This window comes from Methylophaga sp., from assembly GCF_030651745.1.
Genome location: NZ_JAUSCC010000047.1, coordinates 21,057 through 47,082, shown reverse-complemented (window position 1 = coordinate 47,082; position 26,026 = coordinate 21,057). Strand labels below are relative to the sequence as shown.

The following is a 26,026-nucleotide window of genomic DNA, read 5'->3' as shown; positions in this document are numbered from 1 at the left end:
GAAGTGTGCATCAAAAAAGGCCTACTTCAGGCCATATTTCAAACTCAATCTATCGCGTGCTTAATCAAAAGCCTTTGATGCTTTTGCGTGCGCGTTTCTTTTGTTTTTCCGTGGAGGAACGTTCGTGAACAATATTAATCCAGTCATTCGTGCTGTAGACGTTGGCTATGGCAACACTAAATTTATTCGTAACATTGTTAATGGTCGTGCTGTGGCCGATCACTTTCCATCAATTGTGAACCGCCCCAGTGTGAATAAGGGCAGCTTTCAGGAAAGCCCAGACATTTATCAGGTAGTGGTGAACGGCAATCGTTATGAAGTGGGTCCAGGTATTGATGCCGCCCTGGAAGGTGGTGTACGCATCATGCACGAGAACTACATCGAGACAGAAGATTATATGGCGCTAATGTATGGCGCACTCTCTCAAATGAATGTCGATACCATTGATTTGCTGGTGGTTGGTTTGCCAGTGGATTTAATGGGCAGCAAGCGTGCGGTCTTAGAAAAACTGCTTGTTGGTACGCACCGTGTCGGCAATCGAGATGTGCATATCAAAAAGGTGAATGCCGTATCACAGCCATTAGGTGGGTTTCTGCACTACGCATCACAAGCGAAATTGCTAGAGGAGTTGAGCAGCACTCGAAACCTGCTGATTGATCCCGGCTTTTTCACTGTGGACTTTCTGGTATCTACAGGCCTTAGAGAAATCAGTGGCAAAAGCGGCAGTCATCCAACCGGAATGAGTGCTTATCTAAAAGCTGTGGCAAAGGGGGTTAGCGAAGACCTTTCAATTAATTACGACAACATCTCCCACATTGATGAAGGGATTCGCAAAGGTCGATTCCGCCTGTATGGTCAGGATGTAGATTTAACGAAATACCATCAGGCCGCACTGACTGAAATCATGCCTGCAGTGGATGCCATTTCAAACAAGGTCGGTGACGGTCGGAGTATCGATCAGATTATTCTGGTCGGCGGTGGCGCCCGAATCTTTTTAGATCCGATTAAGAAGCTGTTGCCTAAACATCACGTTCATTGTGATGAGCATTCAGTTGTCGCCAATGTGTTGGGATTTCAAAAAATCGGTGAAGCCTGGTATGCACGGAATCATCGTGAGGTAGCGTGATGACTGACTCAATCAGAATGAATCAGATAATCAGCATGGATGAAGATCCTGAGCTGTTTGAATTTCTTAGTCGTTTTTCAAAAGGCAAGCCATATCAAGCACGAAAGTTAATGCTTTTGGGTTTGGTTCAACTTGGGAAGTTAAACGGTGGTGAGGTGGATATCATGCCTGCCCCTTCTGGCCAGAAAGATATCACTGCCGAAAAGGATGAGTTTGATCTCATCTCGGATGCCGGCGTTGGAGATCTGTTTTGACAGGCTCAAACAAAAAAGCCCCGACCTTTTTGCAAAGGTCGGGGCTTTTAATTATCTCCGTGGAAATAATCTCTTGAGTTAGCGTTTTTTATGCTTTTTCGAGTGGTTACGTTCTTGATAAGCTGCAATTGCATACAGACCAAGACCAAATACACCAATTAAAAGTGCAATTTCCATCACTCACCCTCCTGTGTAGCCTTTTCGACTAACCCTAAGATCCAAAAGATTAAACCAACAAAAGTTATTATAGCCGATTTAAATAAGCTAACGCTTTCGATTATAAATCCTGCTAGCCCGGCAATCATTAAGGCGATTGCTATCTTTCTCAGATCTTCCTTAATATTATTAAAATTAACCTTTATCATAGGCATTCTCCAAATAAAAAAGGGAGAACGCCACCCCTGAAAGGAGAAACATTCTCCCTTCAGGGTTGAGGTTAACTGCGTCCGTAGAAGCAGCAACATTTTTTAAGATACCAACCGTAGTCAGCATCCGTTGAGCACAGCGTTAAAGCAGCCGTGACACTTCAGGTACTTGAATACTCAAGTACGCAGAATCTGTAGTTAAACATTACGCTTAACCGGAAATGATGGCAATTTCCCCCTTGAGTACTATCACTCTATCAGCAGATATGCCTTTAATCGGCCCCTCATCTTGTATGGCCCCTATTAGACGCAGCTCGTTTAGAAGGTCTGAAGGACTGTCCGTATAGCTTCTGAATGTAGTGGGGTATTTCACTTTTATGGTATTGCCTTCCTGCTTGGCATATTCGGTCGTGATACGTTTCTTTTGAATATCCACTTTGAGTCTGGCCACAAAGTTTTTCGCTGTGATTTCGTCATCATGCTCTGGCGGATAATCATCAATATTCTGTGGTGGTTCTTCCATCTCAGGTGGCATGGAGTCTATTGGATTTGACGGTTTAGGCTCTACTGGAGCGTGACTGCTTTGTTTCGGAGCTGGTTCTGTTGCTGCTTGTTGTAGTTTAACAGGCGTGGTTTTAATGACTTCACCAGTCTCTTTGTCGATGTGCTCACTTGTTGAGGCCGGTGCCTCTTTAGTATTAACTTCATTTTCTGCTTGTAGTAATGCTGCTTCAAATGAGATTTCATCACGCAAAGTCGATGTGGCTCTTACAATGATGGAATACAGCGGATTGTCAGGAATTTTATGGCCACCAGCGAGGATGTCCAGCATGCAGTCCATCAGCTCTGGGTCACCGTATATCCACTCAACGCCTTCAGCGGGGATGATGTCTCTGATGTGCAGTACGGTTGTTGTATAGGACAGTGAGCGGGTGATACCGGCTACCTTTCTCATGCGGTAATGATTGTATTCGTCGATTCGATGTTTCCAGCAGTGCCATTCACCAGCTGGCTTATCGTTTTTGGCAAAGCCAATGATTTTCACCCCAAGCATTTGCCCGCCGAAGTCTCGTAAGAGTGCGGCAATAAACAAGCCATAAGTCCAACACTCACCTCGATGAGATATTTCCTCTGGCTTGCATTTCAGTGGGAGCAATGTTCCCAGGCGAAGTTTTAAGGTTAACGCTACGCGCTTAATAGCCACTTCAATTGCACCGCCTTTTTTTGCGTACTCCCCTTCATGGCCAAATGGACGAAGCTGAAGCATCTCTGCCAGGCGCTCTATTGCTGGCAGATAATAAGTATCAAAATATTCGCGTGTGCAACCAGCATCATTGCGGATCTTTTTTATCAGCTGCGAATGTGGGGCAAGCAGGTCTTTAGCGGTAAGAAATGGGATGCCATCAGCAGGAATGGATGTTGATGGTGCAGGTACTGTGGTTTTTCGTCGGCCAAACATGATTTTCTCCGGAGAGTAGTTCGGCAAATTTAGAGTGTTGTGGGAGAAATGTGTAGCTTTAACCGGATATTGGCCCAAGACGGTTATATTTCTATAAGGCAAAAAAAAGCCCCACTCCGTAGAATGGGGCTGGCTTGTCTACACGTACTGTAGCTTTTTAACATCAAACGGTACTGTTGCAGGTTCAAACTTAGGTGAATCTGTGGGCACGCCTCGATGGTTAATTTTTTCAATCTTGTACCAGGCATGCTGGTTATCATCGAAAAAATACGATAAGCGTACCTTCCTGTTTAGTCTGTTCATGCAAACAGTTGAATCGTAACTGAACTGGCTTAGGTCACCGGTTGGGATCAGCTCAGGGGATTCTGTTTTGGCTGAATCGGGACTGGTAGACGGGAAAAGATGCTTAAATAAGAGCACAAACGGCCCCATAAAAACAACAGACATTATTGAGCGATATGTCTTGGGGTCGTACTTTCCTTGTCGCTGTAGAGTCGCAAGTACCTGCTGGTCTACCCAGTACACAACAAAGCCAATCACGAATAATATTGGTATTAAATTTTGCATCGATCTATCTCCTCAAAGTTGAAATATACAACCCAAAAAGAGAGATCGCCGCCCCATAAGGAGAGAAAATCCCCTTATGGGTTGGTGCTATCCATATATCCGTGGACATATGGCTTTTTAGTTTGCAATCGGTCAGTGAGCGACTGCTATTGAGCACAACATATAGTGGTTGTGGCACTTCCTGTAACTAAATTCATAGTTACCAAGATAGTTGAATCTTATCGGCTAAGTCTTAACTATTCAATAACATGGCCCGGAACAACACCTAGAAAATGATGAACTGGTAGACATTTCTCGCAATGATGCAGAACAAATTGAATTCAGTAGACTTGCGCTATCCAGAATCCGTTATAGACTGAAATTGACTACATCCGAATCCGCTACGGAATCAAGGTTGCATCATCATCGGCATAACCGCCCTTTTTTGTTGCTCCAATCTCGGGTGAGAACAACAATAAAGGACGTTTATTTATGATTGTGTTACCTACCTTTTTCGAGTTTATCGTTATTGTGGCTGCAATGGCTGTCATAACGGGCATTTCATACTGGCTAAAGCGGTACTACCTGAGAATAACGCAAGATTCTGCAGAGCATACAATTCCGCACAAGATGCGTCAGATAGTGAAACACCCACCCCTATGGGTTTTCATTATTCTCAGCGTGATCGTAATGCTGTCCATTTTCAGAGGCTATCTTCCAAACTTTGTCGAAACAGTAATAGCCAGTTCGCTTTTGGTCGTTCTCGCTTTTCAGGTGTCAACAATAGTTCTGGCACTTATTAGTGAACAGTCTCGCGCTGTTGCGTCAGCCTCATTTGAAGGTAAGGCAGCTAAGATGTTGGTGACTGGGTTATTTTTCTTGGTTGTGCTGTCCTTTAAATTGAGTTTTATTTTCTGGAAGGTGGTGTTGGGCGTTGCAGGCAAGGAAGGCGGTGCGCATATGTATAACCCCTCTATTTATGGCTGGAGCTATACCAAAAACAGGGAGCGCCAAAGTGATGCTGATTTACCATAAAAAACAAAAGCTGCCTTATTAAGGCAGCTTTAAATTCATTATTTGGTCAACATTACTTTGATTTACCTTTAGTAGCAGCCATCTTGGCAGTACTGGCTGCGATGCCGCTACCACTAGCACCAGCTTGCTGTCCTTGTGTCCCCATACTATTACCCATAGTGGATGAGGCGTTCGCTCGACTTTCACCACCCCAACCAAGTATTGATAAGAAGTAGGCTGGCGCGCCGATGTATAAAGCCAAAGTGATAAGTGCTGCGATAGAACCCATCATTCTATTTTCATATGATATCCCGCTCGACCCTGATGCAGATAGAATGGTTTTGAATAGCTGATTATCCAGCAATTCCGTCACAGCCCAGATGGCTGTCCAGAACTTGATGGCGAATATCGTCGTTGTCGCTGTTCGTATGGTGCTCCATTCATAATTCCCAACCAGCAATACCCATGGCAGTAAAAAGTAGGTCATCATCAGCAGGGTCGCTTGAATATAAGGCGCAAACTGCTTAACAGCATAGATGGTTGGACCTGATAGCAACGACGCGACACCCACCCCCAGCCCGGCGAGACTGCCTTCAACAGACTCGACCGCATCTTCTGGAAAGAAAGCAGCCGCCGCAAAAGGGTTTGCAATGGCGACAGCAAGCTTTAGGTAGCTATAGTCGTCACCGCTGCCAACATCGAGTCCCTTGTAGACGGATGGTCCCTCATTGGCGAGCATTTTCCGAATTGCAATATCTTCTTGCTCTTGTTTTGTAGCACTTGATGAGAGCAGTGTGCTTGCCCAATTCATCAAATCCCTCGGAAACTCATCAACCAAGCGTGTACGCAGTCCAGCAGTTGAGTCCCCCCACCATTCCTGGCAGCTTGGATAGCCGTTCTCAGGCACAGCACTGCCTTCATTGCTGGTTTTGTACGCCATGTCGCTTTGACGCGACTCGTCGAAGGCAAACCCAGGAGTGGGATGCTTCGCAAACTCATTTACATAGAAATTATTGTTGAAGTATTTAGAGCCCGGCCAATCAATATCATTCATCTCTAAATCATCTGGAAATACTCTTCTGTTGTTGTAGAAGTCGGCAATGGCTGGTTGGTGGCATTCGGTGATGAACCGCTGCACATCACGCTTAAGGTGCGGATCGCTAATATTGAGCGTGGACATTTCATATTCTGCTTGTCGCATGCTCATTTCACACGGCAGCCTGCTGATAACAGCATCATTGATACCGCCTGATACGGACATGACAATGTAGAACCAAGGCGGAGCTTTAGCTTCTTGATTGTTTAGTAGGTTTGGTCTAAAGATTTCGTCAAATTTAGTGCCAGAATTACCAGCATTTACTGTCTGTCCTGCAACGCCAGTGTCTCCCTGGCACGCTTTGGTAAATGATATGGCTCCATAGGAAATAGTCATGTATGGAGACACGGCAAGCATCATCATTATGATGAGACGGATAATGTCTATCTCTAAACGCCGTAATGAAATTACGGCCGCTTCTTTTGCTTCCTGGCTTTCTAACGGTTTAATTACATTATCGATAATCACCGCAAAGAATGGCAGGTATGCTAGCCCTGTACTGGAAATAACGCCCCATACAATTTCGTACAAATGCCACCCGAAAGTGGTCATAAACATCTCGATAAAGCTTCCGGTAGACATATACTCTTATCCCAGCAGTTGAGCGGGAACCGCTTCTACAACAATAAACTCGAAAGCGACAATCATCGCCGCAATACGCCATCGCATAGATTTGGCATATATAAGTTGATCTACTTCAAGGCCTTTGGCCTTTCCGGCGTACTCAACAATCTGATCCCAAAACATAATGATTGCCCCCAGTACGCCCCATCTAATGAAACGAGCGACAGCTTCAAAGCTACCGATTGCCTGGACAATAGAGGCCACCTGATTGTGTGTTTGGCCTGCGATACTCAGAATGATTAGAACGGCTATCAGGCCAAGTGTGATGCCCAAAAGCCACAGGAGTGATTTTTTTAGGTAATAACTTTTCCTTTTTATAAAAGCCATTACTCTCTCTCCGTGCTGATCGTTTCGTCAGGTGAGAGTTGTCTCGGCCTTGGAGTTGATGTCGATGTGCCAGTACGCGTTTTCAGTGCCTCAACATCTTTAATTGTCTGTGAAGTAGCTGACGCCAGACGTTTGTTCATTTCATGCTCAAACAGAGTGTCATCTATAGATTGCTGCAGACGCGCTGAGTACTTTTGAGCCGCTTCCTGAGCAGGTCCATTTTGAGATACGTTGGGCTCTTGCGCCCCGGAAAATAAAAGACGTAGGAGCATCAATGCCATTTCTATGATCCGGGCTGTCGCGACTTCCTGAATTAATCGCCCTTTAAGAATGTTCCTCTCAGAAACAGAAAGCTTACGCAAAGCCTGAATAGTTCCAGAAGTGATAACCACGCTTGGAGTGGAGATAGAAAGCAGGTTGTCACCGCTCATTTCGATAGAGCCATCAATAAGGCCGTCAAAAATGGGAGTCAGACGTTCCACTTCTTTATTGATTTCAAACGACATGCCCCGTGCTGGCATGGTCTCAGTTGGACGGTCTGAATAAGTGCGCACTTTTTCTTCGCCAAGCAATGAACGACTAAAGCTCATTAGTTCTTCTGGCGTCTCCCAAAGCTCACTGACTCGACTGCCGTTTTGCGGTGCAGGAGCATCAGTGTTTGCAGCACGGTTTAATGATTGGTTGTAGCCTGCTTTAATGATGTCGGATGGAATGTCGATAGGTTGCTGGCCACGGCCACCCGCTTTGGTGCCTCCCACCCATGTGACGCCATTTTCACCGTTGTTTTTTTCAACATTCTGTTGAGCCTGGACAACATCTACAGAAGCACTTCTGTATCCACCCGTCCCCATCTGGTCTTGCCAGTCGTGGGTGCGGGATATGTCTATCCAGCCTTCTAAAGGATTACCACCACGAGAGATGGTTTGTTGCATTTGCTGGCAGCTCTGAGTGGAGACTCGAACCCCTTGTTCTGCTCTTGCCATGCTGTTCATGAGAAGTTCGTACAGGCCTGGATTCGCCCGTTGCAGCATCAGTAATGGCAGTGAGGCTATTGCACCGGTGGCTGCATCCGTTACTTGTTGCTGAATGGCATCGGCACCACTCTTCACCTGATTTAAGGTATTTGCAATACCCAGTGTTGGATCGAATGCACTACAGTTAAAGCCACTACCCCAATCAAGAGAGCCACCCAGGATGATGCTGTTTGTTATTGGTGAGGCAGGCGCTGTTAAAGGGCGCTGGCCGCCTACTCCGTAGTACCATGCTGAATCTGAGTCAGGTATTTGCAGGTTCACAGCGGACGCGTTCCCAGAAAGGATGAAGGCAGTAGTAATGGCAAGATATTTTAGTTTCACAATGCAGTCCTTATGGGTATGACTTGAAATTTACGCTGTGCAAGAAAAATTGACCCTCTCGCTTGCAGCACTGATAAGGACGCCATAGCGTCCATGCATAATTACCGGTTGAGGCGTTGTTGCCATTGCCATCCCAGCCAGCAATGGAGGTTGTGTCGTTGTCACCAAAAACAGTGCAACTATTAGATTTTTTCGGCACAAGCATCTGCCACTTGCCATTTTTGCCTGTGTTTTCTTCTAAAGCACCGGGAGGCCAGATTCGACCGTTATAGCTTGGTGTGCCCGTTAACGGCTGATATACATGAGGCTGGCCAGTTCGCGTCACAATATCGCCAACACGTTGAGCTATAACCGCACCAGCTTTGGCATCTGATGGTTGAGCGATGAATCCGCTACGTGGGTAAACAGATCCCCATGTGTTGCTTGGGAAATTACCAATCTCTCTTCTTCCAGGAATCAGTGCGTTTGGATATGCGGTTTCTGGAATCCCAAGCCGCCACGCTATAGAGTCCGTTCCTGAGACAAAGTAAGGATTGAACGAGGTGGCTTGTGATGGACAGCTCAGGCCCATTGAAATAGATGCAACAGGGTGTCCAATTGCATCACTTGACTTGAATTTGAGCGTATTCAGGTCTGAACCTTTCGTGGTTTGGTTGCTACCAGCTGAAATAGAAGCGGCTTTGTTAATGAGTGAGCCAACAGCTGATTGAGAAACGCTGCCCACGATGCCATTTGCTTCTTGCCATGGATTATTACCAATTCCGTTATGTGCGCTAACGACTAAATCAGGATTGTGATGGCCGATTTTGGGGGAGGTTTTGACTCTGCATTTCTTGCCACATTTTAGCCAGAAGCACACTCCGACTAATTGGTAGTCAATACAGGATGCGCTCATTGCAGAAGCCACAATCTCTGCCGTGTTAATAGTTTTGGTTTCTGCAAATGCAGATACTGAAAACAAGGATGCAAAAGTAAAGGCAAAGATGGTTTTCATTGCTGTGCCACCTGCTCTTTGTAGATGCTGATAGCTTTATTCACATCATGAACACCAAAGATGACATGCTGGCCGCCGTTAAAGACAATGGCTGGTATTTTGTCGATCTCGTATTGCATGGCTTTTAACCCACCTTCATAGGCCGCCATAAGCTGTTGCTGAATGGCATTACCGCGCTGTTCAATTCGCTGTTTGGCTTGTTGTTGAGCAACGGCGGGATCATCAGAAAGTCCTTCACTTAACATATCCTCAAAGCTTTCAGGAGCACTTAGATCATAAGTTTTAACGGTAGCTACCCTCTCCGCCATCTGAACATTTACAAGCCGCGTATCTTTATCGTAGAAAGCTTCTACGAGAAGCTGGTTCGCGCTTAAAGAGCTTGAGAAAAGAGTTAAGGCAAAAAGAGTGAACTTATGCATGGCTAGCCTCCAAGCTATGTTTGCGTCGTGCTTCTTTGATTTTCTCAGCGACTATTTCAGCTGCCCCAACCCGGTCACACCCAGTCTCTTGCATGATTTCTCGCCGTTCTGCTTTTTCGTGTTGCTCGGTCATGGCTAGTGATAAGGCGATTGCAGGTGGAATTGCTCTGAAAAGCGGATCGAGTGTATCGGTGAGAATGACGCCTTCGGTGTATTGACCTGGAGATTTACGTGCCGCCAGCAGCTTTGCTTCCTGCTCTTTGGTGAGGTCTTTGAAGCGTGCAATCTGAGTAACTTCATCGCGTGGCATAACAAGGCAAATCCACCACTCAAGCATAGCCAGCATTCTGCGGCTGTCGTCCGGGAAATCCTCAAGGTTTTGCGTAGCAATCCAAAACCAAGCGCCCAGTTTCCGCCACATTTTCACGATCTTGATGATGTATGGGGCCAAGATGGCGTTTTTGGTGATGATGTGGCCTTCGTCCGTTAGCATCAGCGTTGGACGGCCTTCATGCTGTTCACGCTCAACGAGTGCATGTACATGGTTCATCAGGCTCATGTAAGCAACCGTTAGTTTATCTTCATAGCCTTCACGGGCAAGAATCCCCATATCGAAAATAGTAATATCAACGTCTGGCCACTCTGTACCTGGTCTGTTGAAAAGTTTCCCTTCTACGCCGCCACAATACAGCTCCATTGCATCGGCCATTTCAATGGCACGAGCCGTTCTGTTGTGGTCTAAGTCTTCCGTGTGCCGCATGGCCTTAACGACATCTTCTGTCAGCACATGGTCGCGGCCAGCATCTTTGACAGTCTGTGCAGCACGATAAATGGCTTTTCTGATAACCAGCCTGTCAGCACGATGTAGTAAATCGTCTTCTTTTTTCTCACCGCCGGTAATCATGACGCGAGCGGCCAGTTCCATTTCACCTAAGTAGTCACGGTCTTCGTCTTCATCATCCAGGCTCACCTCTTCGCCATATTCATCTGTCACAATTTCATCTTCTGTCAGATCGAGAAGCTTCATGGCATTAGTGAATGGGGGCAATGAAATGTCCGCGCTAGGCGTTACTGACATCTGATTGACCGTCAAGCCGTGCTTTGCCATGTATTCACCAAGCAGGCCGAAGGAGTCACCGGCTTCGACGATGAATATTCTTGGTCGATGAACAGCAGCGATTTTCATTACAGCGTCCACCAAGGACGCGGATTTACCTGCCCCTGTTGGACCGATAATTAAGGCATGGGCATTCTTTTTACGATCCTGATTATTAAATGGATCGACAAGAAGTGGTTCACCACCACGATTGAAGTACATCAGTCCAGGATGGTCTGTGCCTTTTGAGCGACCATAAACCGGTAGCATAGATGCAATATGTCTTGAGAAAACCAGTCTTGAGCGGCGCTGTTTCTTTTGCACCATTAAGCTATCAAACTTCATGGGCAATGAGCGGATATACATATCTTGCTTAAGCAAGTCTTGGTTTTCTGCAATAGGTTGCAGGTTATTACTAAGTAATAGAGATTCGATTACAGAAACCGCATCATCAAGTTTTTCAATATTGTCTGCACGAGTCAGAAAGCTGATGTAAACAGGATAAAGCGTGTTGTTCTTCGCTAATTCATGTTGTGCTGTTTTGGCTTCTTGTTGAGCAATTTCAGCTTCAGCATTGTCACCTACAGCAGATCGCATAATCCGACCAAGATGGTTAAGCACTTGATCACGAGGCTTTATTTCAATGCTCATTGACATGACAGTGCCTTCCGGCATCCGATCAAACATAGCAAAGGTATGTTCACCGGCACTTCGCTCTGCAGTGAATACGCCGTTTTTAGGTACGCGACGTAGAGCTTGAACGCTTATGGCTGTATGAGGCATACCATCGAAATACCAGATCCCTTTATCAGCATCGGAGCTTGGGCGTGACAGTGATAATTGTTCGGCAAGATCGTATCCGTAAGCGAGATCATCATCGCCCGGATATGGAGCGGCTTTGAGTAATTCCTCACAATCACCTTTGGTTAATACAGGTTTGGGATTTAACCATCGCAGCATCCATTCATATAACTCTTTACCACCAGCGACTCTGGTTTTTACGCCAATGCCCGTAAACTGTGTCATAAGGCGTTTGCGAATTCTGCCAAGCTCACGCACATCTCTGTCGTAGTCGGACTTGTAGTTTTCTGGGAAATACCGATAAAGGCACATACGCACTTTGCGTCTTTTACCCTGCCAGCGACCACCAGTAACCACTTCATCATGAAACAAGCCGTTTGGCTGGCCTACTTGGCGTAAATGCTCATCCATAACGTTCAGGAAGTGCTTTGTGTAAGGTGTGCCTACAGCCCGTGGGTGTGCATACTCTCTAATTTGATCAGTAAGGGTGCGAACGCTTAGTTCATCCTGAACAAAAAACTGTAATGTCCATGGTGCAATGTTGTCTTCAGGAATCGTTTCAGTGATTGTCGCTTGAAGCTTGTCCTGAATTTCGAGAATGTAATCTTCTGTTTTTGCTTCGACACCTACAGGTTCAATCTCGAAAAGCGCACCTATCCCCTTTCCATCTTCAAGAAGAAAGACTTGGTTCTCGCTGTCATACTCTCTCCACGGAAGAAGGTTCGTAAACGATGGTTGCTCACTGTAATCCTTGCGAACAGCCTCTTTAGTAAGCGGTGGGATAGTAGGTGTTTGGCTCTTAGCAAATAAAGTCTTTAGCATTACATTTCACCAGGCATTGCATATTCAGTACGTTCGTATAAAGGAAAGGCTGTCGAATAGCCGGGAACTGGCAATCGTGAAGCTGTTGAGAGATGTGGATACACGAACATCACCAGTGTAGGATTCGGCAGTCTCGGAAACTGTTGTTGGATTTCATGGTTTGCGTCCCGTGTGTATCCCTCCAGATCGGCATCATGGTTTCCAGCCTGTCTTTCTCGAATACCTGCAAAGGCAGACTGTCCGGTTGATGTGCCGGCAGATAAATTGTTTTCGTGATTGCGATAGACCTCTTCCATTGTTGGACCTGTCTGAGGCAGCAAGTCATCTTTCGTTTGAGATGCACAAGCTGACAACAGACTAATCAAGGTAACGGTGACTGTCTTGGCTACTGTTACGCGCATGTCTTAATTTCCTGCCATTTGGTTTGTAATTAATTGGTAGTTCAGCGTCGATGTGGATAGCGACATTTGAGCCGGTATCGACGTAGATCACATCGAATGTCTGTTGTTGACGTTTCTCTAGCCATTCACTAATTGCTGAGCCACCCCCAGATAATGTTTCGTATCCCGCATTACGCACTGCATCACCTGTCACGGATTCAGTGGTGTCGCCCTGAGAAGAAACAATACGTGTGGTTTCAGCGTCAGCTACGGCTTTCGCCCCGGCTTCAATGCCTTTGGCAAAAATAGAGCTAGCCAGGAAAGTGGCAGCATTGGAGATTCTGCGTCCTGAAACGCATGGAATACCGCGATTATCAGAAATCCATGCAAGGCGATTGATAGTGCCAGTGCTGTTATTGTTTTGAAGTTCTTGGTCACCAACGCTCAACGTTTGGATTGTTCCATCATCAAAAACATAGGTAACAGAGGTCATATCGGCCCGCACGCATGAAAGCGTCCAGTCACCAGTTGCGGTACCTGAGAAGATCATGTGGTTCACTTCTGGCAGTTCCATACCATTTGCTGTCAGGTTTTCACGTCCAACAATGACTTTGACAGGATATGGATCTTCAACCGTTCCATTGATTGGTACGCGTCCCATCAAAGCGGTCATTGCTGTTGAGCCGATAAATGTCGAGTTACGTGGAACGGTGTAAACAGGTTCAATAATGATTTGCTGATTTGAACCGCCCGTAATGGTTTGGCCAACGCTGTTGTCCAGTGCGCTGGTATCACCAAGTATGTCTGTGGCAGAGGCGGCTGAGCCTGAAGGAGAGAAGGAGGTATCAAGCATCCCGCCTTCATCCGGTATAGCACTATCAACAGGTTCTACCCATACGTCAGCTGGTGGCTGGATGTCAGGGATTTCAAAATCTGTGTCAAAGTCCAGCTCTGGTGGTGGCGTATCATTCTGTCGTTGAGCTAATGAATCAACACGTTCCATCAAAACATCGAGAGCAGATTTTGTGTCTGGGCTTTCTGAGGGACGCCTTGCCAGCTCTTCTTTTATCTGTGCTTGTTCAGCCAACAACCTGTCGTTTTCTTCACGCATTTCCTGAACCAGGGATGTCAGGGTGCGAAGCGTATCTTCAGTCGTGTCACCATCAGGAACCAGTTGGCCATTAATGGTTTGTTGCATCTCAGTGGCAGCTTCTTTATCAGAATTATTGGCAGCCACGGCCACCACTAGCACCACAAGACCAATCGCAATGATCGGAATCAGTTTGTTTGTCTTTTTTTCAGCCACTAGAAAGACTCCCAGAAAGGTCTATCAGAAATAAGATAAACAGCGGTTGTGTCTGTTATCTCACCTGAAGCACCTAATGTTGCATGTTGAAAGGTGGCTGCTAACCATTTACCCCGAATATCTCGTGGATCAAGGATCACTTTCTCTTTTTGTTTGTTAACCAGTTTTACAGCGGTGATGTAAAGGCCTGCATTAGAGAAAGAGATAACCGGTGTCATTTCCGTGATATGACCACGCATTAGATGCATATCTGATTGTTGAGCTACATTAACTCTGTGCATTCCTTTGGGAACATAAATGAGTCGTTCCGGTGCATAGAGATGCTGTGCGGCTACGCGTGTCAATGTTTCATACCCATGTCGGGTAGGCTCTTGCCTTTCGGTACTTGCAGCAGCAGTAGAGTTTGAATCCGATTGTGTTTCAGGGAAAAGAACAGTTACTTGCTCATCTGTACCTTGCTGTTCGTTTGATGACAGATGAATAACAATTGTTTTCTGTGTGGCAACGTCTTGGACCAAAATTCGTTTGTCCGTAAATTCTTCACTCGCCTCCCAATAGATAACGCCATTGACGGATAGCGTAGTTAGTGAGTTAGCAATTGCTGCAGGGATTTTGGCTCGAACACTCTTTGATGGGAAAACCACCATCTTTTCAGCGTTTGGCTTCAAGATCACTTTAATAGGCGTTTTATCCCAAACCACTTTTTCATCAGCAAAGGATTTAGCCTGGATACAGGCAAGTGCAAACAGAACCGTGAAGATTGTTATTGACCGCTTCATTATTCATTTACCGTTTTGGGAATTCTTGTCGGATTGCCATGAAACCCGTTGAGCATTAGCCCCCAAGGATTAAATTCAAGGCTGATATCGCTTCGTACCACTTTGATTGGATAACGAATATCTACTGTCTTTATGTCAACACCGCGATGCGTTTCTTTGATTCTCAGATCGAGCCAGACAACAAAGTTGTTTTCATTAATGATTTCTACCCTTTTATCGTCGTAGGCCATGTTGTTGATTAACGTGACTGTTCTTGTTCTTCTGTCTAATTCCCCTCGGCTACTACGGCGTAAAATGTCTTCTTTAAGCCACTGAATGTAGCTTGGGGTAATGTATGCAGCCAATTCGTCAACACGAGCTGGGTAATCGATAGAACCATCATCAAGCCAAGTGTTGAGATATTGGAATATGCTTACAGCGAAGCTGTAAGCTGTGGTTGCTGGCACTTGATTTAGCGTAACGGTTGAACCAGAACGTAGATCAGGTGGCAGATATACTCGCTGCACTTCACGCGCCTTATTCGCTGACATCCAAAACAAAACGCAAAACAGAATCAGAACACCGATGACCACACGTAGCGTAATGATGTGTGACTTCTGATTATCTATCTCGCCTCTATATTTACTCCCCATCTGTACGTCCGACTCCCCAGGTACCTGAATATCGAATGATGCGATTGTTCTTCGTGTTCGTTTTCACGCGCAGGAAGACATCACGTAGCATTAGGTAATGTTGATAGTAGTAGTCAGGCCGGCCTCGTTTTATTCGTTGAAACAAAGAGCCGCTGACCAAGATAGTCAATAAGAGCATGAGCATTGCAGCACCCATGCCCATCATGGTTTTGCCCAGAATGGTTGCTATTGTTAAGCAGACAGGAACCCAGAAAAGCGCCCCGACCTTTAAAACCATGCCCAGCTCTGAGTTTGAGAGGCCACGGAAAATCGGTGGCTCGTTATTGAGCCGGTCAGCAAGAATTTCTGCTGAGTCATTCATTGAATAACGCCAGCTGCTTGGGCAAGCATGTAAGAAACAAACAGGAATACCGCTGCGCCGCCGATTACGGTTACACCAACCTCACCCCATTCTTTTCTACCGGAACGTGCTTGGTTAATGTCTGCCAGTGCTATCCAAGAAAGCCATAAAAAGCCACAAACCGATATCCCTAATCCAACGATTAGTGTTCCATCTTTCAGATAGCCTTTAATGATTTCCAACCAGTTGTTACTGTCAGGGTTATTTGATGGTGGCGCTGCCGTTGGAAGTCCCGCATAAGCTTTTTGGCAAAGCAGAAGATAAAGGGCTGATGCTGTAGAAAGATAGTTTTTCATTGGTATGTCCTCGCTAAGAAACGATATAAAGGATGAGTGATAAAAGGACAGCGGCGCGAACGGCACTGGTGATTACGTCGTAGAAGGTGACATCGTTTTTTTTGGATGCCCATTGTTCGTAATAGGAAAGCGTGACCCAGGCACTCCAAAGCATGATTGATACTACAACAAGGCCGCCAAGCAAAAGAGCCATGTCAGTCATAGAAACGCCAGTGGCATTCAGGAAGCTTTGAGCTTGTTTTGAATTCGCTTCCATGACTTAACGCCGGTAATCGCCAGATAACGGTGCATAGCTTCGTGGTTCGATGTTTGGGCCATCCAGATGTTCTTGTATACCAAGACGCATCATTAAGAGATCTTTACGAAGCTGGTTGTATTGGAAGCGGATACGGCTATCGGGATTTGCACGTCCTTGAGCTTCATCAACGAGTGCGCTTAGTCCGTCTAATTCATGAACCAACTTTGCCAGGCTTTCTCGCTCTGCATAGTTGCTGGCACTGGCAGTTGTAGAAACAACGAAGGTAGCAATTAGTAAAAGGGGCTTTAGCATTTTGGTCATTTCTCACGACATTAATTTTGTGTGTGAGAAAGTCTGCCCAAGCCCCTCGTTCGAGACAATGAATAACCGGATATTGGTCCAAGCCGGTTATCAAATATATTTCTTGAATAGGTAGGTAACCATGAAAATACCAATGCCAAAAAGCAAGGCAAATGGCAGTATTACGGCGTTTGGGTGAATAGATACGGGGAAAGCAAGATACACAACCCAGGGGGCGATGAAGCATATTGGTATCCAGCGTTTTACGTGATGGTACAAGCTTGCGTGCTCACGACCTACTGACCATTTTCGTATATCGCGCTGAACCAGACCCTCAACCGAGCCAACAACAGCAAATATAAAAAACGCCGGTAAAGCAAGCGTTAGGATGGCTAACCGGATAGCAAATACTTGTGTCACATAAATAGCCGCCAAAACATGCTCTGCGATGGTTTTGGTCACTTTCCCTGCACCGGTGTCCTGAAATATTTTCGTAATAGCTCCCATGATTCCGGTTTTGACATACATGAGATTGTGCATTTTGGCTGCAATTCCCTCTGCATATTCAACTGGCCGCTGCACCAGCAGGCTTTGCTGGAAGTCTTTGTTTAGGTAGGAAAGCTCAGTCTTGACCATATTACGGCTATGGTTGATACCCTCATCTCGCCATGTTGTGTTCATGCCTACCCATTCAATGATGATTGACATAAGCAATGCCAGTAAAAGCCAGACAATCATGGTCATAATTCGCGAGATCCATGTGCTGATAAAGCCTTTATTGGAACGAGGATGATTATCTTTTTGGGCCATTTATTCCATCCACCATGACTCGCCAGTACGGTAAGAGGCAGACATGTCCTCTGCCATCTCATCAAAGTTTGAAGTCATATACAGATCGTTTTTGGAATCCGCCAGCGGAACCCTGATTTTCCAGAGCTGCCCGCCACCTGTGAGAATGAACGCCTGCCCTTTCGGCAGAGCCATAATCGTGGCAGGAGACAAAAGCGGTGCTTCAGTGAAGGTGATACGGTCTTGGGCGCTGGATGTGAAATCAATATCCGTATCAATGTCCACATTGTCAGATGACCCTGTTACTTCTGTGGCCGCTGCCACTTCAACCATGGGCAGCTGCTCCGTAAATAACTCTGCTGTAGCCAGCTCTTTTACGCGAAAGGTGACAATGGTTCCAAAGTTACCCAATGCCTGACCTGCTTTGGCCTGATCGCCAAGTTTTACAATCACGTCTGACATCGTTTGGGTATAAGCGGTTATCTGTAAGCCTGCACCACCACCCTTGTTGAGCATAGGCAGGAATTCATCCCCCATAAGCTCATTCACTTCATCAGCATGAATGTTTATCGGTGTTTTGCTACCAGATGAGGTGTCCTGGTTATGAAAGCCGAGTTCAGTGCCGTGCTTATAGATTTCACCTGCAGTCGAAACCAAATCGGCAAACATGGTGTTACCTACTGTGCCAGCGATAGCCATGTCCTGTAGCGCGTCCAGGCCTATGTAAACGACTTTCTTCTGTCTGATGACCTGTCCCCAGCTAAATACTGGGCGATTGTCATCAGAGTCGTTATAGGCAGGCGAAATAAGCTCCGCAATCCGCCCAGAGATGAGTTTTTCAAGTAATGGCAGACCACTGGCCACTATTTTATCGAAATAGGTCTTATCGTATTCAAAGGTAGAGCGAAGTCCCATTGCGACGGCATCGAATAGCTTTCTATCCTGTGCATACTTGATCATGGCATTGGCCCTTTTGTTTTTGCCACGCAAGCTCATTGGTAACATTTTGTCGTTCAGGTTTTCTGCAATTTCCTGAACATGTTTCTGCCAGTCCGGATCGCCAACGCTACTCAGCCAGACTTCGTAATAATCAATGAGTAGGTCATCAATGCTTTGTATGTGCTGTGCTAATTGGGCATAGTCTGGTCTGCGGCCTAGTGCCACCAAAGCCTGAGCAATGATGTTGGTAAAACGCCAGAAGAACTCTCTAAACACATTAGAACTGCCGCCACTATCGAGCTGGTTTGCGGTTCTGGTTGCCACTTCCGTCACACGACTGAAATGGCCAATACCATTGTAACGAGCTGAAATGTCAGGAAAGCCCAAGTGAAAAACGATTAAATCATCCTCACGCCCCGCTGCTTTACATTCAGCGATAACTCTTCGCATAAGCTCTGCATCGCCCTTCGGATCGAACACAACGGTAATGTCACCACGGCGAATATCCTGCGTAATCAGTATTTCAGCAAGACGGGTCTTACCAACGCGGGTGGTGCCGAGCACAAGTGTATGCGCGTTTCTTTCAGATAAAAGCGATACAACAGGCTCTTCATGCCCGCCTACACCATGGATCTGAGGTTCACCTCCGATAGGGGGTAATGGTCTAACAGGATTATATTTGGAGTCACGATTGAGTAATTCTGCCACTTTGGAAAGACGTGGAGACGACTCCCACTCTAATTCTTTTCGCCTTGCCAAATTGTAGAGAGAACCGGGGTTGATGTATTTGCTGGCGGCTGGATCGCGAGTGTCTTTTAGCCGCTGGGCATGTTTTTGCCCCCATCTAAAGCCTAGACCATAGAACAGATACTTTCTGCTGACAGGGATATCGCCTGGCGCCATTTTGAAGAGCACCTGACGGCGTAGCCCTTTCTGATATCTTGCAAGTTGCACGAAGTCTCTGAAGTTACGGTAAGCGTTGTAGGTAAGGATACCTCCTACCCCGTAGGCTACTGATGGTGTCATCATGAGTGACCACGGCGCTAAAAACGCCATCACTGCACCGGTGGCAGAAATGGTGGCTGACCAGATCTCAACCTTTGGTCTGAGAAGGATTTCCAGCGTATGTTTTTGCTTCATTGGGCAATCTGCGTTCGAGTGATGAGGACGGGGTAATGTTTTAGGTTAAATTGTTTAGCCAGGTCACTACCCGAAGCAGGAGAAACTTGAAGTCCTTCTGCAGCACGAATGACCGCCTGAAGGTCTGAGGCGGACGCTGAGTTGACTATCAATCCAACTGCTCCAGCCTTAATTAATGCTTGCCTGTGTTTGCTTAGCCACTGGATCGATACATTGTCAGCACCAATCAGGAATAAAGGGCTTGGCAAATAAGGAAGCGATACAGTGCGCTTTGTTACCCTGCCTACAGTCATTTCTGGCGTGCTTGGCGTGGCCAGTTTTGCAATGTTTGGTTTTTGTTTCGGGGCAGGTTCAGATTGAAGTGATGAAATATACTTGTCTGAACTAATGGTTCGTCCCGAGTCAAACAGGACTTTTGGTTGTGCATAAATGGCAGTACTGCATAAAAGCAGAAGTGATAATGCGGGTAGTCTGCTCATTTTGTTGCCTCTAAATAAGCAAGAACATTTTTCTGATATCGTTTGGCACGAGCTGCCCGTTCAGGTGTGTTGCTTCTAGTGTGGTATTCACCTGCACAATAGATCCAGTCTGATTTCCGGTCATAACACTCGCGCAGGATTCTCGCTCCCGTCTGAATGTTGTATTGAGGATCTAATGCTCTCCAGGGATCAATCAGCTTATCTTTATGCCAATACCAATTCGTCTGCATCAACCCGATATCGACTAAAGTAATGTCGTTTGCCAGCAACAGCATAATGGCTGCATAGGCTTTTTCACGAGTTGGGAAGTAATAGCCTTTACCACGAACATTTATCGTCCATGGCCAGACACGTTGAATTTTGGGGTTAGTGCTTTCTGCGCGAGAGATGGCATAAAGCAGGTTGGCCGGAACGCCCTCCTCTCTCGCAATCTTTACATAAAGTGCCGGTATTTTCGATGTGGACTTTGTGTTCGCTTCAGCCTGATAAGAGAATGCGAGGCTAGACGTTAGAGCCAGACATGCGATTAATGATTTCTGGAATATCTTCGCTAAGAATGTGCATGTGAACCCAGATCCGGTTCTTGTACTGATGCTGCATTGGGGAAGCAATAATGAATGAATCTTCTTTGATACCAAGGAAGATACATTTGTCATGCAGGCTTGCCACCAAAATGGCGTGCTCTGATGAAAAGTCAGGATACTTAGATTGCAAATAGTTGAATATTTGCTGTTGTAAATAGATTTTCTCGCCATCGGATTTTTTGGCAAGAGCAGAAATTTGAAACTTCCAGACATAGAAAGAGCCTGAAAGTTGTTCGACTATCCTTCCCCAGGAAAAACTGTATGCACCGACATTGGCAGCATCAACAATACTGGTTCCATTGTTGATTTTAGTGTCTGACAATTGCTGCTCGACTTCACCATCGAGAAATCTCTGATAAGCATTCAAGTCAATTGGCGTCGCATCTGATGTCATATAGATCGGTTGAGGAGAAAGTCATATATCATTCTACTCTGTTTACCCCTCCCGTGTTGTCAACTTTAAATGTGGCTGGCAATTGACCTTCATCAAGCTGGTACTGCTTCATGAGAGACTGTCCATGATTTAGCGTAATGCGACGGCTTCTTAACAGTTCAGCATCTATTCTGTTCTGCATCGCCCATTGACGAATGACACTGTTTTCTTTGTCGCTTGAGTCACTAAAGAAAACATCCAGCTGAATGCTTCTATCCACCAGCATGGTGGTGAGTAGTTGTTGGATCTTTTTATCGCATGAATCACAGCCGGATAGTTTGGTAGCAAGAATCATCTTCTTTGTTGAGGAACTTATTGATGGCTGTGATGACTGCTGAGGCGTTACCGGTAATTGAGACTGAATTTGAGCAATATCAATTAACGCTTTATCACCTTTATCTCTCCATGCCTGATCATAAGCACGCTGAAACGCAAGGACCCGCTCTGTATCTTGCTCCATCATGTCAGCCCACATACGGGCGTACTTTTTACGCTCTGCTTCATTTTGAGCGTGAATGCCAAGTACTTCCAAGGGTGATATGGTGTCTGGGCTGATACTGCCTCTAATGCCTTCCATTAGATCTTCATATCGAGCGTACTCAGCTGCAGATAGCCCCCATTGAATATGTTTTTGCTCGGTCTGAGTTGTTGATGACTCAGTTACGGCTGAGCGCGTTTCGGTGGTCGATGCAATGTTACCGGCGAATACCGTGCTACTGCCCATTAAAAGCACTAACAGTGCTGTGTTATTAAATGCTAAGTTCAAAGCTCTCCCCTTCTTGGTTTTTGACCACGATGCTGTCTTTGCTGATGCTTTCTAATCTCCAGCTACCAATTTCCTCGTTTGATGCGAGCAAATGTATTTCACCTGCATACTCAATTTGTGCAAAACGTTGGCCACCCCATGAATCAATACCGATCAGGTTGAGTTCATCCGTTTTACGATTGACCGCAGGTTTGGCTTGTGCGTTAGGCGCAGCTTGTTGAGTGGCTGGTTTATTGTTTGAAGGCTTGGGTGCGCTGTTGGTGGTAGGTGCTGCTTTTAATGCTGCCAGCTCCTTTTTTAGGCCATCTAATGAACGCACTAGGTCATTGAGCTTTTCAACGCTCTGAGCATGGAGCTCTATTCCGCTTTTCACTACAGTGATTCGCTCAGACTCATTTGCTTCAATTTCTTGAAGCCTGGATGCTATCTGACTAACTTCATCTTGCAGATCGGCGTTTACCGTTTCTGAGTTTGAGATGGGTGGCTGCAGATTTGTTTGTGCTGGTGGCGTGATGACGATCGCGTTGTCGTCATTCTCCATTGCAATCAAGTCAACATCGGTTAGTGAGTCTTGGTCTACAGATGGTATTTCATCCTGGACCGGGGCTTGATCCACTGACTCATCAATCGCTATTTGGATTTCGGCGTTCTCAGGCTCGGTCATGACTGGGATTGAGTCGGTAATATCAATTCCCGGTTCAACGGTAAATTCGCTGTCTTGCTCTAGCATCAAGGCAGCGGTACCGAGAACACCGACTAACGCTACAAGGCCAACGGCTTTGAGCCATATCGGCGCAGATTTCTTTTTACCAAGATCGCTTGGGATATCACCTTCAAAAATGTCATGAGGTTGAGTATTTTCAGTCATTATTTAAACTCTTCAACAGTATCGAATGCGATTAAACGGTGTACAGGATCGACTTTCATCCAATAGGCCTTACCAACGAGCATCATCAATGCATCTTTAAGCATCACTGGTCCGATTTTGCGATGTGAATGGGGCAATGGTTTGCTCATAAGTTGTTTGACGTGCATGCCCTGCTTGCTGGGGGCCGCCAATGAAAATCCACTACGCATGAGTAGAAACTCCATTGCTTCTCCAACGGTTTTAGCTCGTGAGGGGATTTCTGTGTCTATGACTACTTCAAGCAGGTTTTCTTGCTGTCTGGTATTTACTGCGTCGGCGTTTGAATAGCGACCCACTCGTATTTGAGTGGCTGACGGTGGTTCGTAGTCATAGCGTTCGATAAAGATATCGGTCGCCGGCAATGGTGCTTCGGCAACTTCAACAGGTTTCACCTGTTGGTTAGTAGTTGGGAGGGTTATGCAGCCAGTTATAAAGACTGGCAATAAAGTAATAAGTAATTTTGTACGCAAGATGCTTCTCCATCAAATTTGCGTACATATTGTTAATCTGTGAAATTAAAAACAACGAATAACCGGATATTGGTCCAAGCCGGTTACCAAGTTGTCACTCTTTCAAACTGTGGGATCTCGTTTTTAATCATCTTGGAGAGGTAAGGCCAAATATGTCTCAAGGCGATGTCATCTATGGCTTTGCTGACAGCTAGACACCTTTTGGGAAGTGGCTCACCTTCTGTCTCGTTCCATGCGTAATAGAGTGCTTCGTGCTCTTCATCGGTTAGTCTGCGTGGCGGTCCGCCTTTCGTAACCGGAACACCCATTGCTTTTCGCATATCGATGAAAACTGCCTTACCCATCCCGGTAAGTGCATTTATCATAGGGAAAGAGGCATCACGTTTGATGAGCGTTCTTAAAAGCTCTGTTTCTAATTGTGCTTCTTCAACCTGGCTAAGTGCCATTTCGAGTTTGAGTGAGTTAGCTGTTATCTCGTACCAGATAATGCCGGTCTTAACGACCGCAAGGATATCTAGCAAGCTATAAGAGGCAAGAATGGGTATGAATTTTGGACTGAGATTTAAGTTCTGGAAAAGGAATCGATACTCATCAGGATCGGATGCGTGCGTAGCGAGGTTACTTAATAAAGTGTTCGTGATATTCATGTCCGGAATGTCACCAAAACGCCTCTGTTGCTTACTTCCACGCTCTATTGCAATAGACAGCAGTTCCTCATCTATTGTGATGTCAATGATGTTTTGGAAACTACAGAGTTTCAGAAGATAGGCGTGTGGCAACCTTGAAATGCGGTCAGCCTGTTCAGGCGATAACCCCATATCCGTAAGTTGTTCAATATCGACATTATTTGACGCATTCGTTAGCTTGGTCAGGAAGCTATACGTCATTGTCTCGTAAAGGCTTTTCACCGCCCTACTCCTCAAAAAACTCTAATTCCTGCCTACATCCTTGGACCCAGGCTCATTATTTCACCGGGCTATTTAACAAAGTTATGTGCATGTTTTCAATGGTTAATATTTCAAACCTTGTTTAGTGTGAACTGGTTCTCACAAAAGGTCTTTCACACGTTCTCCACACATATATAAGTTAGGCATGTTGTACCTTTACGACATTCTAACTCCCTCATATTCATGTGGCATGACCAGAATGCGCAAATCTGGTTATGGAAATATAGTAGTAATTCATATATTTAAGTACCTATATCACTATGGTCTTGGTTAGTCTAATACCCCAGACCTACTCTGGTCATCCATATTCACCATCCATAACAATCAACGGGTTTGCCTTTCCCATTATCATTAATAGATAGCTATCCGATAGCATGTAGATAGATAGAAGATAGCAATGAGATAGCGAACAGATATTAGATAGATAGCTAACAGATATTTAATACGCTATCTATAATGACTTATAGTAGATATCCAGTAGCTAGCTAGATAGCTATCAGATAGATAGCTAGCAGATATTTAATACGCTATCTATAATGACTTATAGTAGATATCCAGTAGCTAGCTAGATAGCTATCAGATATTAAATATTGGCTTAGTATAGGATAGCTATTAGATATCTAATAAGTATTAGATAGCTATCCGGATATTTAGTAGATATCTATTTTAAGATGATTTACAATCTGACGTATGGATAGCTATCTGTTATCTGGATAGCTATCCGATATCTGATTAATATAATGAGGAAATTGCTTATGCCTACAATTGTAATGGCGAGTTCCAAGGGGGGAGCAGGTAAGACTACTGCTGCCGTTACTCTGGCCGGTGAATTAGCGCGTCAAGGTTTAGATAAAGGGGTCAACATTGCATTAGTTGATGCAGATCCAAATAAACATAGTGCTAAGTGGGCTAAGAAAAGTGGTTGTCCAGAGAATCTGACTTTGTATGAATCAGATGAAGCCAGCATTATTGACGATATTGAAAAGGCTGAACAAGAAAACGCTTTTGTTATTGTTGACCTTGAGGGTACTGCAAGTATCGCAGTGGCAAATGCAGTGAGTAGGGCAGACCTTGTTATTATTTTATGTCAGGGTTCACAGAATGATGCTGATGAAGCTGTAAAAACAATTAAGTTATTACGGCAACAAGGTAAAGCTTTCAGAAGAGATATCCCATATTCAGTCCTATTTACACGAACAAGCACGGCGATTGTGCCTCGTACCTTGAAATTCATTGTCAGTCAGTTTACAGAATCAGGTGTGGATGTATTCAAGGTATCCTTAATAGAAAAGGATGCATACAAAGCTGTTCATTCATTTGGGGGGATAGTTAACAATCTTGATCCTAAAGATGTGTCAGGTATTGAGGTTACTGCTGCTAACGCTAAGGCTTACGCTGAAGAAGTTAAACGTAAGCTCAAAGAGATAATGTCAGGAGGTAGTGATGGCTGAGCGAGCTGGATTAGATTTAGATGATATCAATGAGGATGAAGTTGATATCGCATCATTAACGGGACCGAAGAATCCAAAACCAAAAGTTGATCGTAAAGAGTTAAATAAAGTCTCTGAAGAGGCTGGGTTTGTGAGTCGTCAGGCTCCAAGAGTCAGGAGAAGGGGAGGGCGTACTGCATATACTCAACAGAAGAACTTCAAGATGCGGCCGGATATGCCAGAGCTATTTGCTGATGTCGCTGATGGACTCGGTGTAAAGGACTATGAGTTATTAGAAATGGCTATCCAGGCATTCTTAACTAAGCAGAAAATGAAGGAAGAGCTTGAAAGGTTTAAGAAGATCACCTCGTAGATCTTGAATCGATGAAAAGGGAAGGGATAATTATCACCGACAATTAGAACCAATTCGCTTCAATAAGTAAATTAATCGTATAGCATTTTATTGTGGCCTTTAGAGATTACCTACTCAACAAAGGTAATAAGGGAATTAAT

General features: G+C 45.3%; 31 protein-coding genes. 5 read left to right on the top strand and 26 right to left on the bottom strand.

Features of this window, described 5'->3' with window-relative positions; translation table 11 throughout:
- The first annotated feature begins 124 nt into the window (after positions 1 to 124).
- Positions 125 to 1,126, top strand: a complete 1,002-nt coding sequence (locus Q7V21_RS05370; protein ID WP_304916291.1) for a PRTRC system protein D — start codon at positions 125 to 127, stop codon at positions 1,124 to 1,126.
- 35 nt (positions 1,127 to 1,161) lie between these two features.
- On the top strand, positions 1,162 to 1,380 hold the full coding sequence (locus Q7V21_RS05365) for a hypothetical protein (RefSeq protein ID WP_304916290.1): 219 nt from the start codon (positions 1,162 to 1,164) through the stop codon (positions 1,378 to 1,380).
- A 176-nt stretch (positions 1,381 to 1,556) separates the two neighbouring features.
- On the opposite strand, the gene Q7V21_RS05360 is transcribed toward Q7V21_RS05365, so the two are convergent.
- From Q7V21_RS05360 to Q7V21_RS05350, 3 genes are all read right to left on the bottom strand, one after another.
- On the bottom strand, positions 1,557 to 1,745 hold the full coding sequence (locus Q7V21_RS05360) for a hypothetical protein (protein WP_226069712.1): 189 nt from the start codon (positions 1,743 to 1,745) through the stop codon (positions 1,557 to 1,559).
- A 211-nt stretch (positions 1,746 to 1,956) separates the two neighbouring features.
- Entirely contained in the window at positions 1,957 to 3,282 is a 1,326-nt protein-coding gene (locus Q7V21_RS05355; RefSeq protein ID WP_304916289.1) for a TraI domain-containing protein, read from the bottom strand.
- Positions 3,283 to 3,342: 60 nt separating this feature from the next.
- The gene (locus tag Q7V21_RS05350; RefSeq protein ID WP_304916288.1) at positions 3,343 to 3,771 is read right to left on the bottom strand and encodes a hypothetical protein; all 429 of its coding nucleotides are present in this window, start codon (positions 3,769 to 3,771) and stop codon (positions 3,343 to 3,345) included.
- 471 nt (positions 3,772 to 4,242) lie between these two features.
- On the opposite strand from Q7V21_RS05350, the gene Q7V21_RS05345 reads away from it, so the two are divergent.
- Positions 4,243 to 4,785 carry a hypothetical protein gene (locus tag Q7V21_RS05345; protein WP_304916287.1) on the top strand — a complete coding sequence of 181 codons (543 nt, stop codon included), beginning with the start codon at positions 4,243 to 4,245 and terminating at the stop codon, positions 4,783 to 4,785.
- A 52-nt stretch (positions 4,786 to 4,837) separates the two neighbouring features.
- On the opposite strand, the gene Q7V21_RS05340 is transcribed toward Q7V21_RS05345, so the two are convergent.
- From Q7V21_RS05340 to Q7V21_RS05230, 23 genes are all read right to left on the bottom strand, one after another.
- On the bottom strand, positions 4,838 to 6,442 hold the full coding sequence (locus tag Q7V21_RS05340; RefSeq protein WP_304916286.1) for a conjugal transfer protein TraG N-terminal domain-containing protein: 1,605 nt from the start codon (positions 6,440 to 6,442) through the stop codon (positions 4,838 to 4,840).
- 6 nt (positions 6,443 to 6,448) lie between these two features.
- The gene (locus tag Q7V21_RS05335) at positions 6,449 to 6,811 is read right to left on the bottom strand and encodes a hypothetical protein (RefSeq protein WP_304916285.1); all 363 of its coding nucleotides are present in this window, start codon (positions 6,809 to 6,811) and stop codon (positions 6,449 to 6,451) included.
- Positions 6,811 to 8,106: an integrating conjugative element protein gene (locus tag Q7V21_RS05330; protein WP_304916284.1), complete on the bottom strand. Its 1,296-nt coding sequence runs from the start codon at positions 8,104 to 8,106 to the stop codon at positions 6,811 to 6,813. Before Q7V21_RS05330 ends, Q7V21_RS05335 begins: the two co-directional genes overlap by 1 nt.
- Positions 8,107 to 8,176: 70 nt before the next feature.
- Positions 8,177 to 9,160: a TIGR03756 family integrating conjugative element protein gene (locus Q7V21_RS05325; RefSeq protein ID WP_304916283.1), complete on the bottom strand. Its 984-nt coding sequence runs from the start codon at positions 9,158 to 9,160 to the stop codon at positions 8,177 to 8,179.
- Positions 9,157 to 9,579 (bottom strand): TIGR03757 family integrating conjugative element protein, encoded by a 423-nt coding sequence (locus Q7V21_RS05320; protein ID WP_304916282.1) that lies wholly within the window; start codon positions 9,577 to 9,579, stop codon positions 9,157 to 9,159. Before Q7V21_RS05320 ends, Q7V21_RS05325 begins: the two co-directional genes overlap by 4 nt.
- Positions 9,572 to 12,298, bottom strand: a complete 2,727-nt coding sequence (locus tag Q7V21_RS05315) for a conjugative transfer ATPase (RefSeq protein ID WP_304916281.1) — start codon at positions 12,296 to 12,298, stop codon at positions 9,572 to 9,574. Before Q7V21_RS05315 ends, Q7V21_RS05320 begins: the two co-directional genes overlap by 8 nt.
- Positions 12,298 to 12,699, bottom strand: coding sequence for a TIGR03751 family conjugal transfer lipoprotein (locus tag Q7V21_RS05310; RefSeq protein WP_226069856.1), 402 nt, complete (start codon positions 12,697 to 12,699; stop codon positions 12,298 to 12,300). The genes Q7V21_RS05315 and Q7V21_RS05310 overlap by 1 nt, the downstream gene beginning before the upstream one ends.
- Positions 12,656 to 13,984 (bottom strand): TIGR03752 family integrating conjugative element protein, encoded by a 1,329-nt coding sequence (locus tag Q7V21_RS05305; protein WP_304916280.1) that lies wholly within the window; start codon positions 13,982 to 13,984, stop codon positions 12,656 to 12,658. Before Q7V21_RS05305 ends, Q7V21_RS05310 begins: the two co-directional genes overlap by 44 nt.
- Positions 13,984 to 14,763: a TIGR03749 family integrating conjugative element protein gene (locus Q7V21_RS05300; protein WP_304916279.1), complete on the bottom strand. Its 780-nt coding sequence runs from the start codon at positions 14,761 to 14,763 to the stop codon at positions 13,984 to 13,986. Before Q7V21_RS05300 ends, Q7V21_RS05305 begins: the two co-directional genes overlap by 1 nt.
- Positions 14,763 to 15,395, bottom strand: a complete 633-nt coding sequence (locus Q7V21_RS05295) for a PFL_4703 family integrating conjugative element protein (protein ID WP_304916278.1) — start codon at positions 15,393 to 15,395, stop codon at positions 14,763 to 14,765. The genes Q7V21_RS05300 and Q7V21_RS05295 overlap by 1 nt, the downstream gene beginning before the upstream one ends.
- The gene (locus Q7V21_RS05290; RefSeq protein ID WP_226069860.1) at positions 15,385 to 15,756 is read right to left on the bottom strand and encodes a TIGR03750 family conjugal transfer protein; all 372 of its coding nucleotides are present in this window, start codon (positions 15,754 to 15,756) and stop codon (positions 15,385 to 15,387) included. The genes Q7V21_RS05295 and Q7V21_RS05290 overlap by 11 nt, the downstream gene beginning before the upstream one ends.
- Positions 15,753 to 16,091 carry a TIGR03745 family integrating conjugative element membrane protein gene (locus Q7V21_RS05285; protein WP_304916277.1) on the bottom strand — a complete coding sequence of 113 codons (339 nt, stop codon included), beginning with the start codon at positions 16,089 to 16,091 and terminating at the stop codon, positions 15,753 to 15,755. The genes Q7V21_RS05290 and Q7V21_RS05285 overlap by 4 nt, the downstream gene beginning before the upstream one ends.
- A gap of 13 nt (positions 16,092 to 16,104) precedes the next feature.
- Complete coding sequence (locus Q7V21_RS05280) at positions 16,105 to 16,347, bottom strand: TIGR03758 family integrating conjugative element protein (RefSeq protein WP_304916276.1); 243 nt, start codon at positions 16,345 to 16,347, stop codon at positions 16,105 to 16,107.
- Between the two features lie 3 nt (positions 16,348 to 16,350).
- A complete protein-coding gene (locus Q7V21_RS05275) occupies positions 16,351 to 16,641 on the bottom strand; it encodes an RAQPRD family integrative conjugative element protein (RefSeq protein WP_304916275.1) in 291 nt (96 codons plus the stop codon).
- 99 nt (positions 16,642 to 16,740) lie between these two features.
- Positions 16,741 to 17,439: a TIGR03747 family integrating conjugative element membrane protein gene (locus tag Q7V21_RS05270; RefSeq protein WP_304916274.1), complete on the bottom strand. Its 699-nt coding sequence runs from the start codon at positions 17,437 to 17,439 to the stop codon at positions 16,741 to 16,743.
- Positions 17,440 to 19,497, bottom strand: coding sequence for a type IV conjugative transfer system coupling protein TraD (gene traD, locus Q7V21_RS05265; RefSeq protein WP_304916273.1), 2,058 nt, complete (start codon positions 19,495 to 19,497; stop codon positions 17,440 to 17,442).
- The gene (locus Q7V21_RS05260; protein ID WP_304916272.1) at positions 19,494 to 19,976 is read right to left on the bottom strand and encodes an integrating conjugative element protein; all 483 of its coding nucleotides are present in this window, start codon (positions 19,974 to 19,976) and stop codon (positions 19,494 to 19,496) included. The genes traD and Q7V21_RS05260 overlap by 4 nt, the downstream gene beginning before the upstream one ends.
- Positions 19,973 to 20,587: a transglycosylase SLT domain-containing protein gene (locus Q7V21_RS05255; protein WP_304916302.1), complete on the bottom strand. Its 615-nt coding sequence runs from the start codon at positions 20,585 to 20,587 to the stop codon at positions 19,973 to 19,975. Before Q7V21_RS05255 ends, Q7V21_RS05260 begins: the two co-directional genes overlap by 4 nt.
- Positions 20,478 to 20,954, bottom strand: a complete 477-nt coding sequence (locus tag Q7V21_RS05250; RefSeq protein ID WP_304916271.1) for a hypothetical protein — start codon at positions 20,952 to 20,954, stop codon at positions 20,478 to 20,480. Before Q7V21_RS05250 ends, Q7V21_RS05255 begins: the two co-directional genes overlap by 110 nt.
- Before the next feature lie 28 nt (positions 20,955 to 20,982).
- The gene (locus Q7V21_RS05245; RefSeq protein WP_304916270.1) at positions 20,983 to 21,759 is read right to left on the bottom strand and encodes a TIGR03759 family integrating conjugative element protein; all 777 of its coding nucleotides are present in this window, start codon (positions 21,757 to 21,759) and stop codon (positions 20,983 to 20,985) included.
- Entirely contained in the window at positions 21,743 to 22,627 is an 885-nt protein-coding gene (locus Q7V21_RS05240; RefSeq protein WP_304916269.1) for a hypothetical protein, read from the bottom strand. The genes Q7V21_RS05245 and Q7V21_RS05240 overlap by 17 nt, the downstream gene beginning before the upstream one ends.
- Complete coding sequence (locus Q7V21_RS05235; RefSeq protein ID WP_304916268.1) at positions 22,627 to 23,058, bottom strand: pili assembly chaperone; 432 nt, start codon at positions 23,056 to 23,058, stop codon at positions 22,627 to 22,629. The genes Q7V21_RS05240 and Q7V21_RS05235 overlap by 1 nt, the downstream gene beginning before the upstream one ends.
- A 161-nt stretch (positions 23,059 to 23,219) precedes the next feature.
- Complete coding sequence (locus Q7V21_RS05230) at positions 23,220 to 24,044, bottom strand: STY4526/YPO1902 family pathogenicity island replication protein (protein ID WP_304916267.1); 825 nt, start codon at positions 24,042 to 24,044, stop codon at positions 23,220 to 23,222.
- A 794-nt stretch (positions 24,045 to 24,838) separates the two neighbouring features.
- Here Q7V21_RS05230 and Q7V21_RS05225 point away from each other — a divergent pair.
- Both Q7V21_RS05225 and Q7V21_RS05220 read left to right on the top strand, forming a co-directional pair.
- Positions 24,839 to 25,534, top strand: a complete 696-nt coding sequence (locus tag Q7V21_RS05225) for a ParA family protein (protein WP_304916266.1) — start codon at positions 24,839 to 24,841, stop codon at positions 25,532 to 25,534.
- A complete protein-coding gene (locus Q7V21_RS05220) occupies positions 25,527 to 25,886 on the top strand; it encodes a hypothetical protein (protein WP_304916265.1) in 360 nt (119 codons plus the stop codon). Before Q7V21_RS05225 ends, Q7V21_RS05220 begins: the two co-directional genes overlap by 8 nt.
- Positions 25,887 to 26,026: the final 140 nt, after the last annotated feature.

Excerpts from the sequence above, each read along its gene's own strand:
- Q7V21_RS05365 (WP_304916290.1), top strand. The coding sequence starts at position 1,162 with ATGGATGAAGATCCTGAGCTGTTTGAATTTCTTAGTCGTTTTTCAAAA.
- Q7V21_RS05360 (WP_226069712.1), bottom strand. The coding sequence starts at position 1,745 with ATGATAAAGGTTAATTTTAATAATATTAAGGAAGATCTGAGAAAGATA.
- Q7V21_RS05350 (WP_304916288.1), bottom strand. The coding sequence starts at position 3,771 with ATGCAAAATTTAATACCAATATTATTCGTGATTGGCTTTGTTGTGTAC.
- Q7V21_RS05345 (WP_304916287.1), top strand. The coding sequence starts at position 4,243 with ATGATTGTGTTACCTACCTTTTTCGAGTTTATCGTTATTGTGGCTGCA.
- Q7V21_RS05340 (WP_304916286.1), bottom strand. The coding sequence starts at position 6,442 with ATGTCTACCGGAAGCTTTATCGAGATGTTTATGACCACTTTCGGGTGG.
- Q7V21_RS05335 (WP_304916285.1), bottom strand. The coding sequence starts at position 6,811 with ATGGCTTTTATAAAAAGGAAAAGTTATTACCTAAAAAAATCACTCCTG.
- Q7V21_RS05325 (WP_304916283.1), bottom strand. The coding sequence starts at position 9,160 with ATGAAAACCATCTTTGCCTTTACTTTTGCATCCTTGTTTTCAGTATCT.
- Q7V21_RS05320 (WP_304916282.1), bottom strand. The coding sequence starts at position 9,579 with ATGCATAAGTTCACTCTTTTTGCCTTAACTCTTTTCTCAAGCTCTTTA.
- Q7V21_RS05315 (WP_304916281.1), bottom strand. The coding sequence starts at position 12,298 with ATGCTAAAGACTTTATTTGCTAAGAGCCAAACACCTACTATCCCACCG.
- Q7V21_RS05310 (WP_226069856.1), bottom strand. The coding sequence starts at position 12,699 with ATGCGCGTAACAGTAGCCAAGACAGTCACCGTTACCTTGATTAGTCTG.
- Q7V21_RS05300 (WP_304916279.1), bottom strand. The coding sequence starts at position 14,763 with ATGAAGCGGTCAATAACAATCTTCACGGTTCTGTTTGCACTTGCCTGT.
- Q7V21_RS05295 (WP_304916278.1), bottom strand. The coding sequence starts at position 15,395 with ATGGGGAGTAAATATAGAGGCGAGATAGATAATCAGAAGTCACACATC.
- Q7V21_RS05290 (WP_226069860.1), bottom strand. The coding sequence starts at position 15,756 with ATGAATGACTCAGCAGAAATTCTTGCTGACCGGCTCAATAACGAGCCA.
- Q7V21_RS05285 (WP_304916277.1), bottom strand. The coding sequence starts at position 16,091 with ATGAAAAACTATCTTTCTACAGCATCAGCCCTTTATCTTCTGCTTTGC.
- Q7V21_RS05280 (WP_304916276.1), bottom strand. The coding sequence starts at position 16,347 with ATGGAAGCGAATTCAAAACAAGCTCAAAGCTTCCTGAATGCCACTGGC.
- Q7V21_RS05275 (WP_304916275.1), bottom strand. The coding sequence starts at position 16,641 with ATGCTAAAGCCCCTTTTACTAATTGCTACCTTCGTTGTTTCTACAACT.
- Q7V21_RS05270 (WP_304916274.1), bottom strand. The coding sequence starts at position 17,439 with ATGGCCCAAAAAGATAATCATCCTCGTTCCAATAAAGGCTTTATCAGC.
- traD (WP_304916273.1), bottom strand. The coding sequence starts at position 19,497 with ATGAAGCAAAAACATACGCTGGAAATCCTTCTCAGACCAAAGGTTGAG.
- Q7V21_RS05260 (WP_304916272.1), bottom strand. The coding sequence starts at position 19,976 with ATGAGCAGACTACCCGCATTATCACTTCTGCTTTTATGCAGTACTGCC.
- Q7V21_RS05250 (WP_304916271.1), bottom strand. The coding sequence starts at position 20,954 with ATGACATCAGATGCGACGCCAATTGACTTGAATGCTTATCAGAGATTT.
- Q7V21_RS05240 (WP_304916269.1), bottom strand. The coding sequence starts at position 22,627 with ATGACTGAAAATACTCAACCTCATGACATTTTTGAAGGTGATATCCCA.
- Q7V21_RS05225 (WP_304916266.1), top strand. The coding sequence starts at position 24,839 with ATGCCTACAATTGTAATGGCGAGTTCCAAGGGGGGAGCAGGTAAGACT.
- Q7V21_RS05220 (WP_304916265.1), top strand. The coding sequence starts at position 25,527 with ATGGCTGAGCGAGCTGGATTAGATTTAGATGATATCAATGAGGATGAA.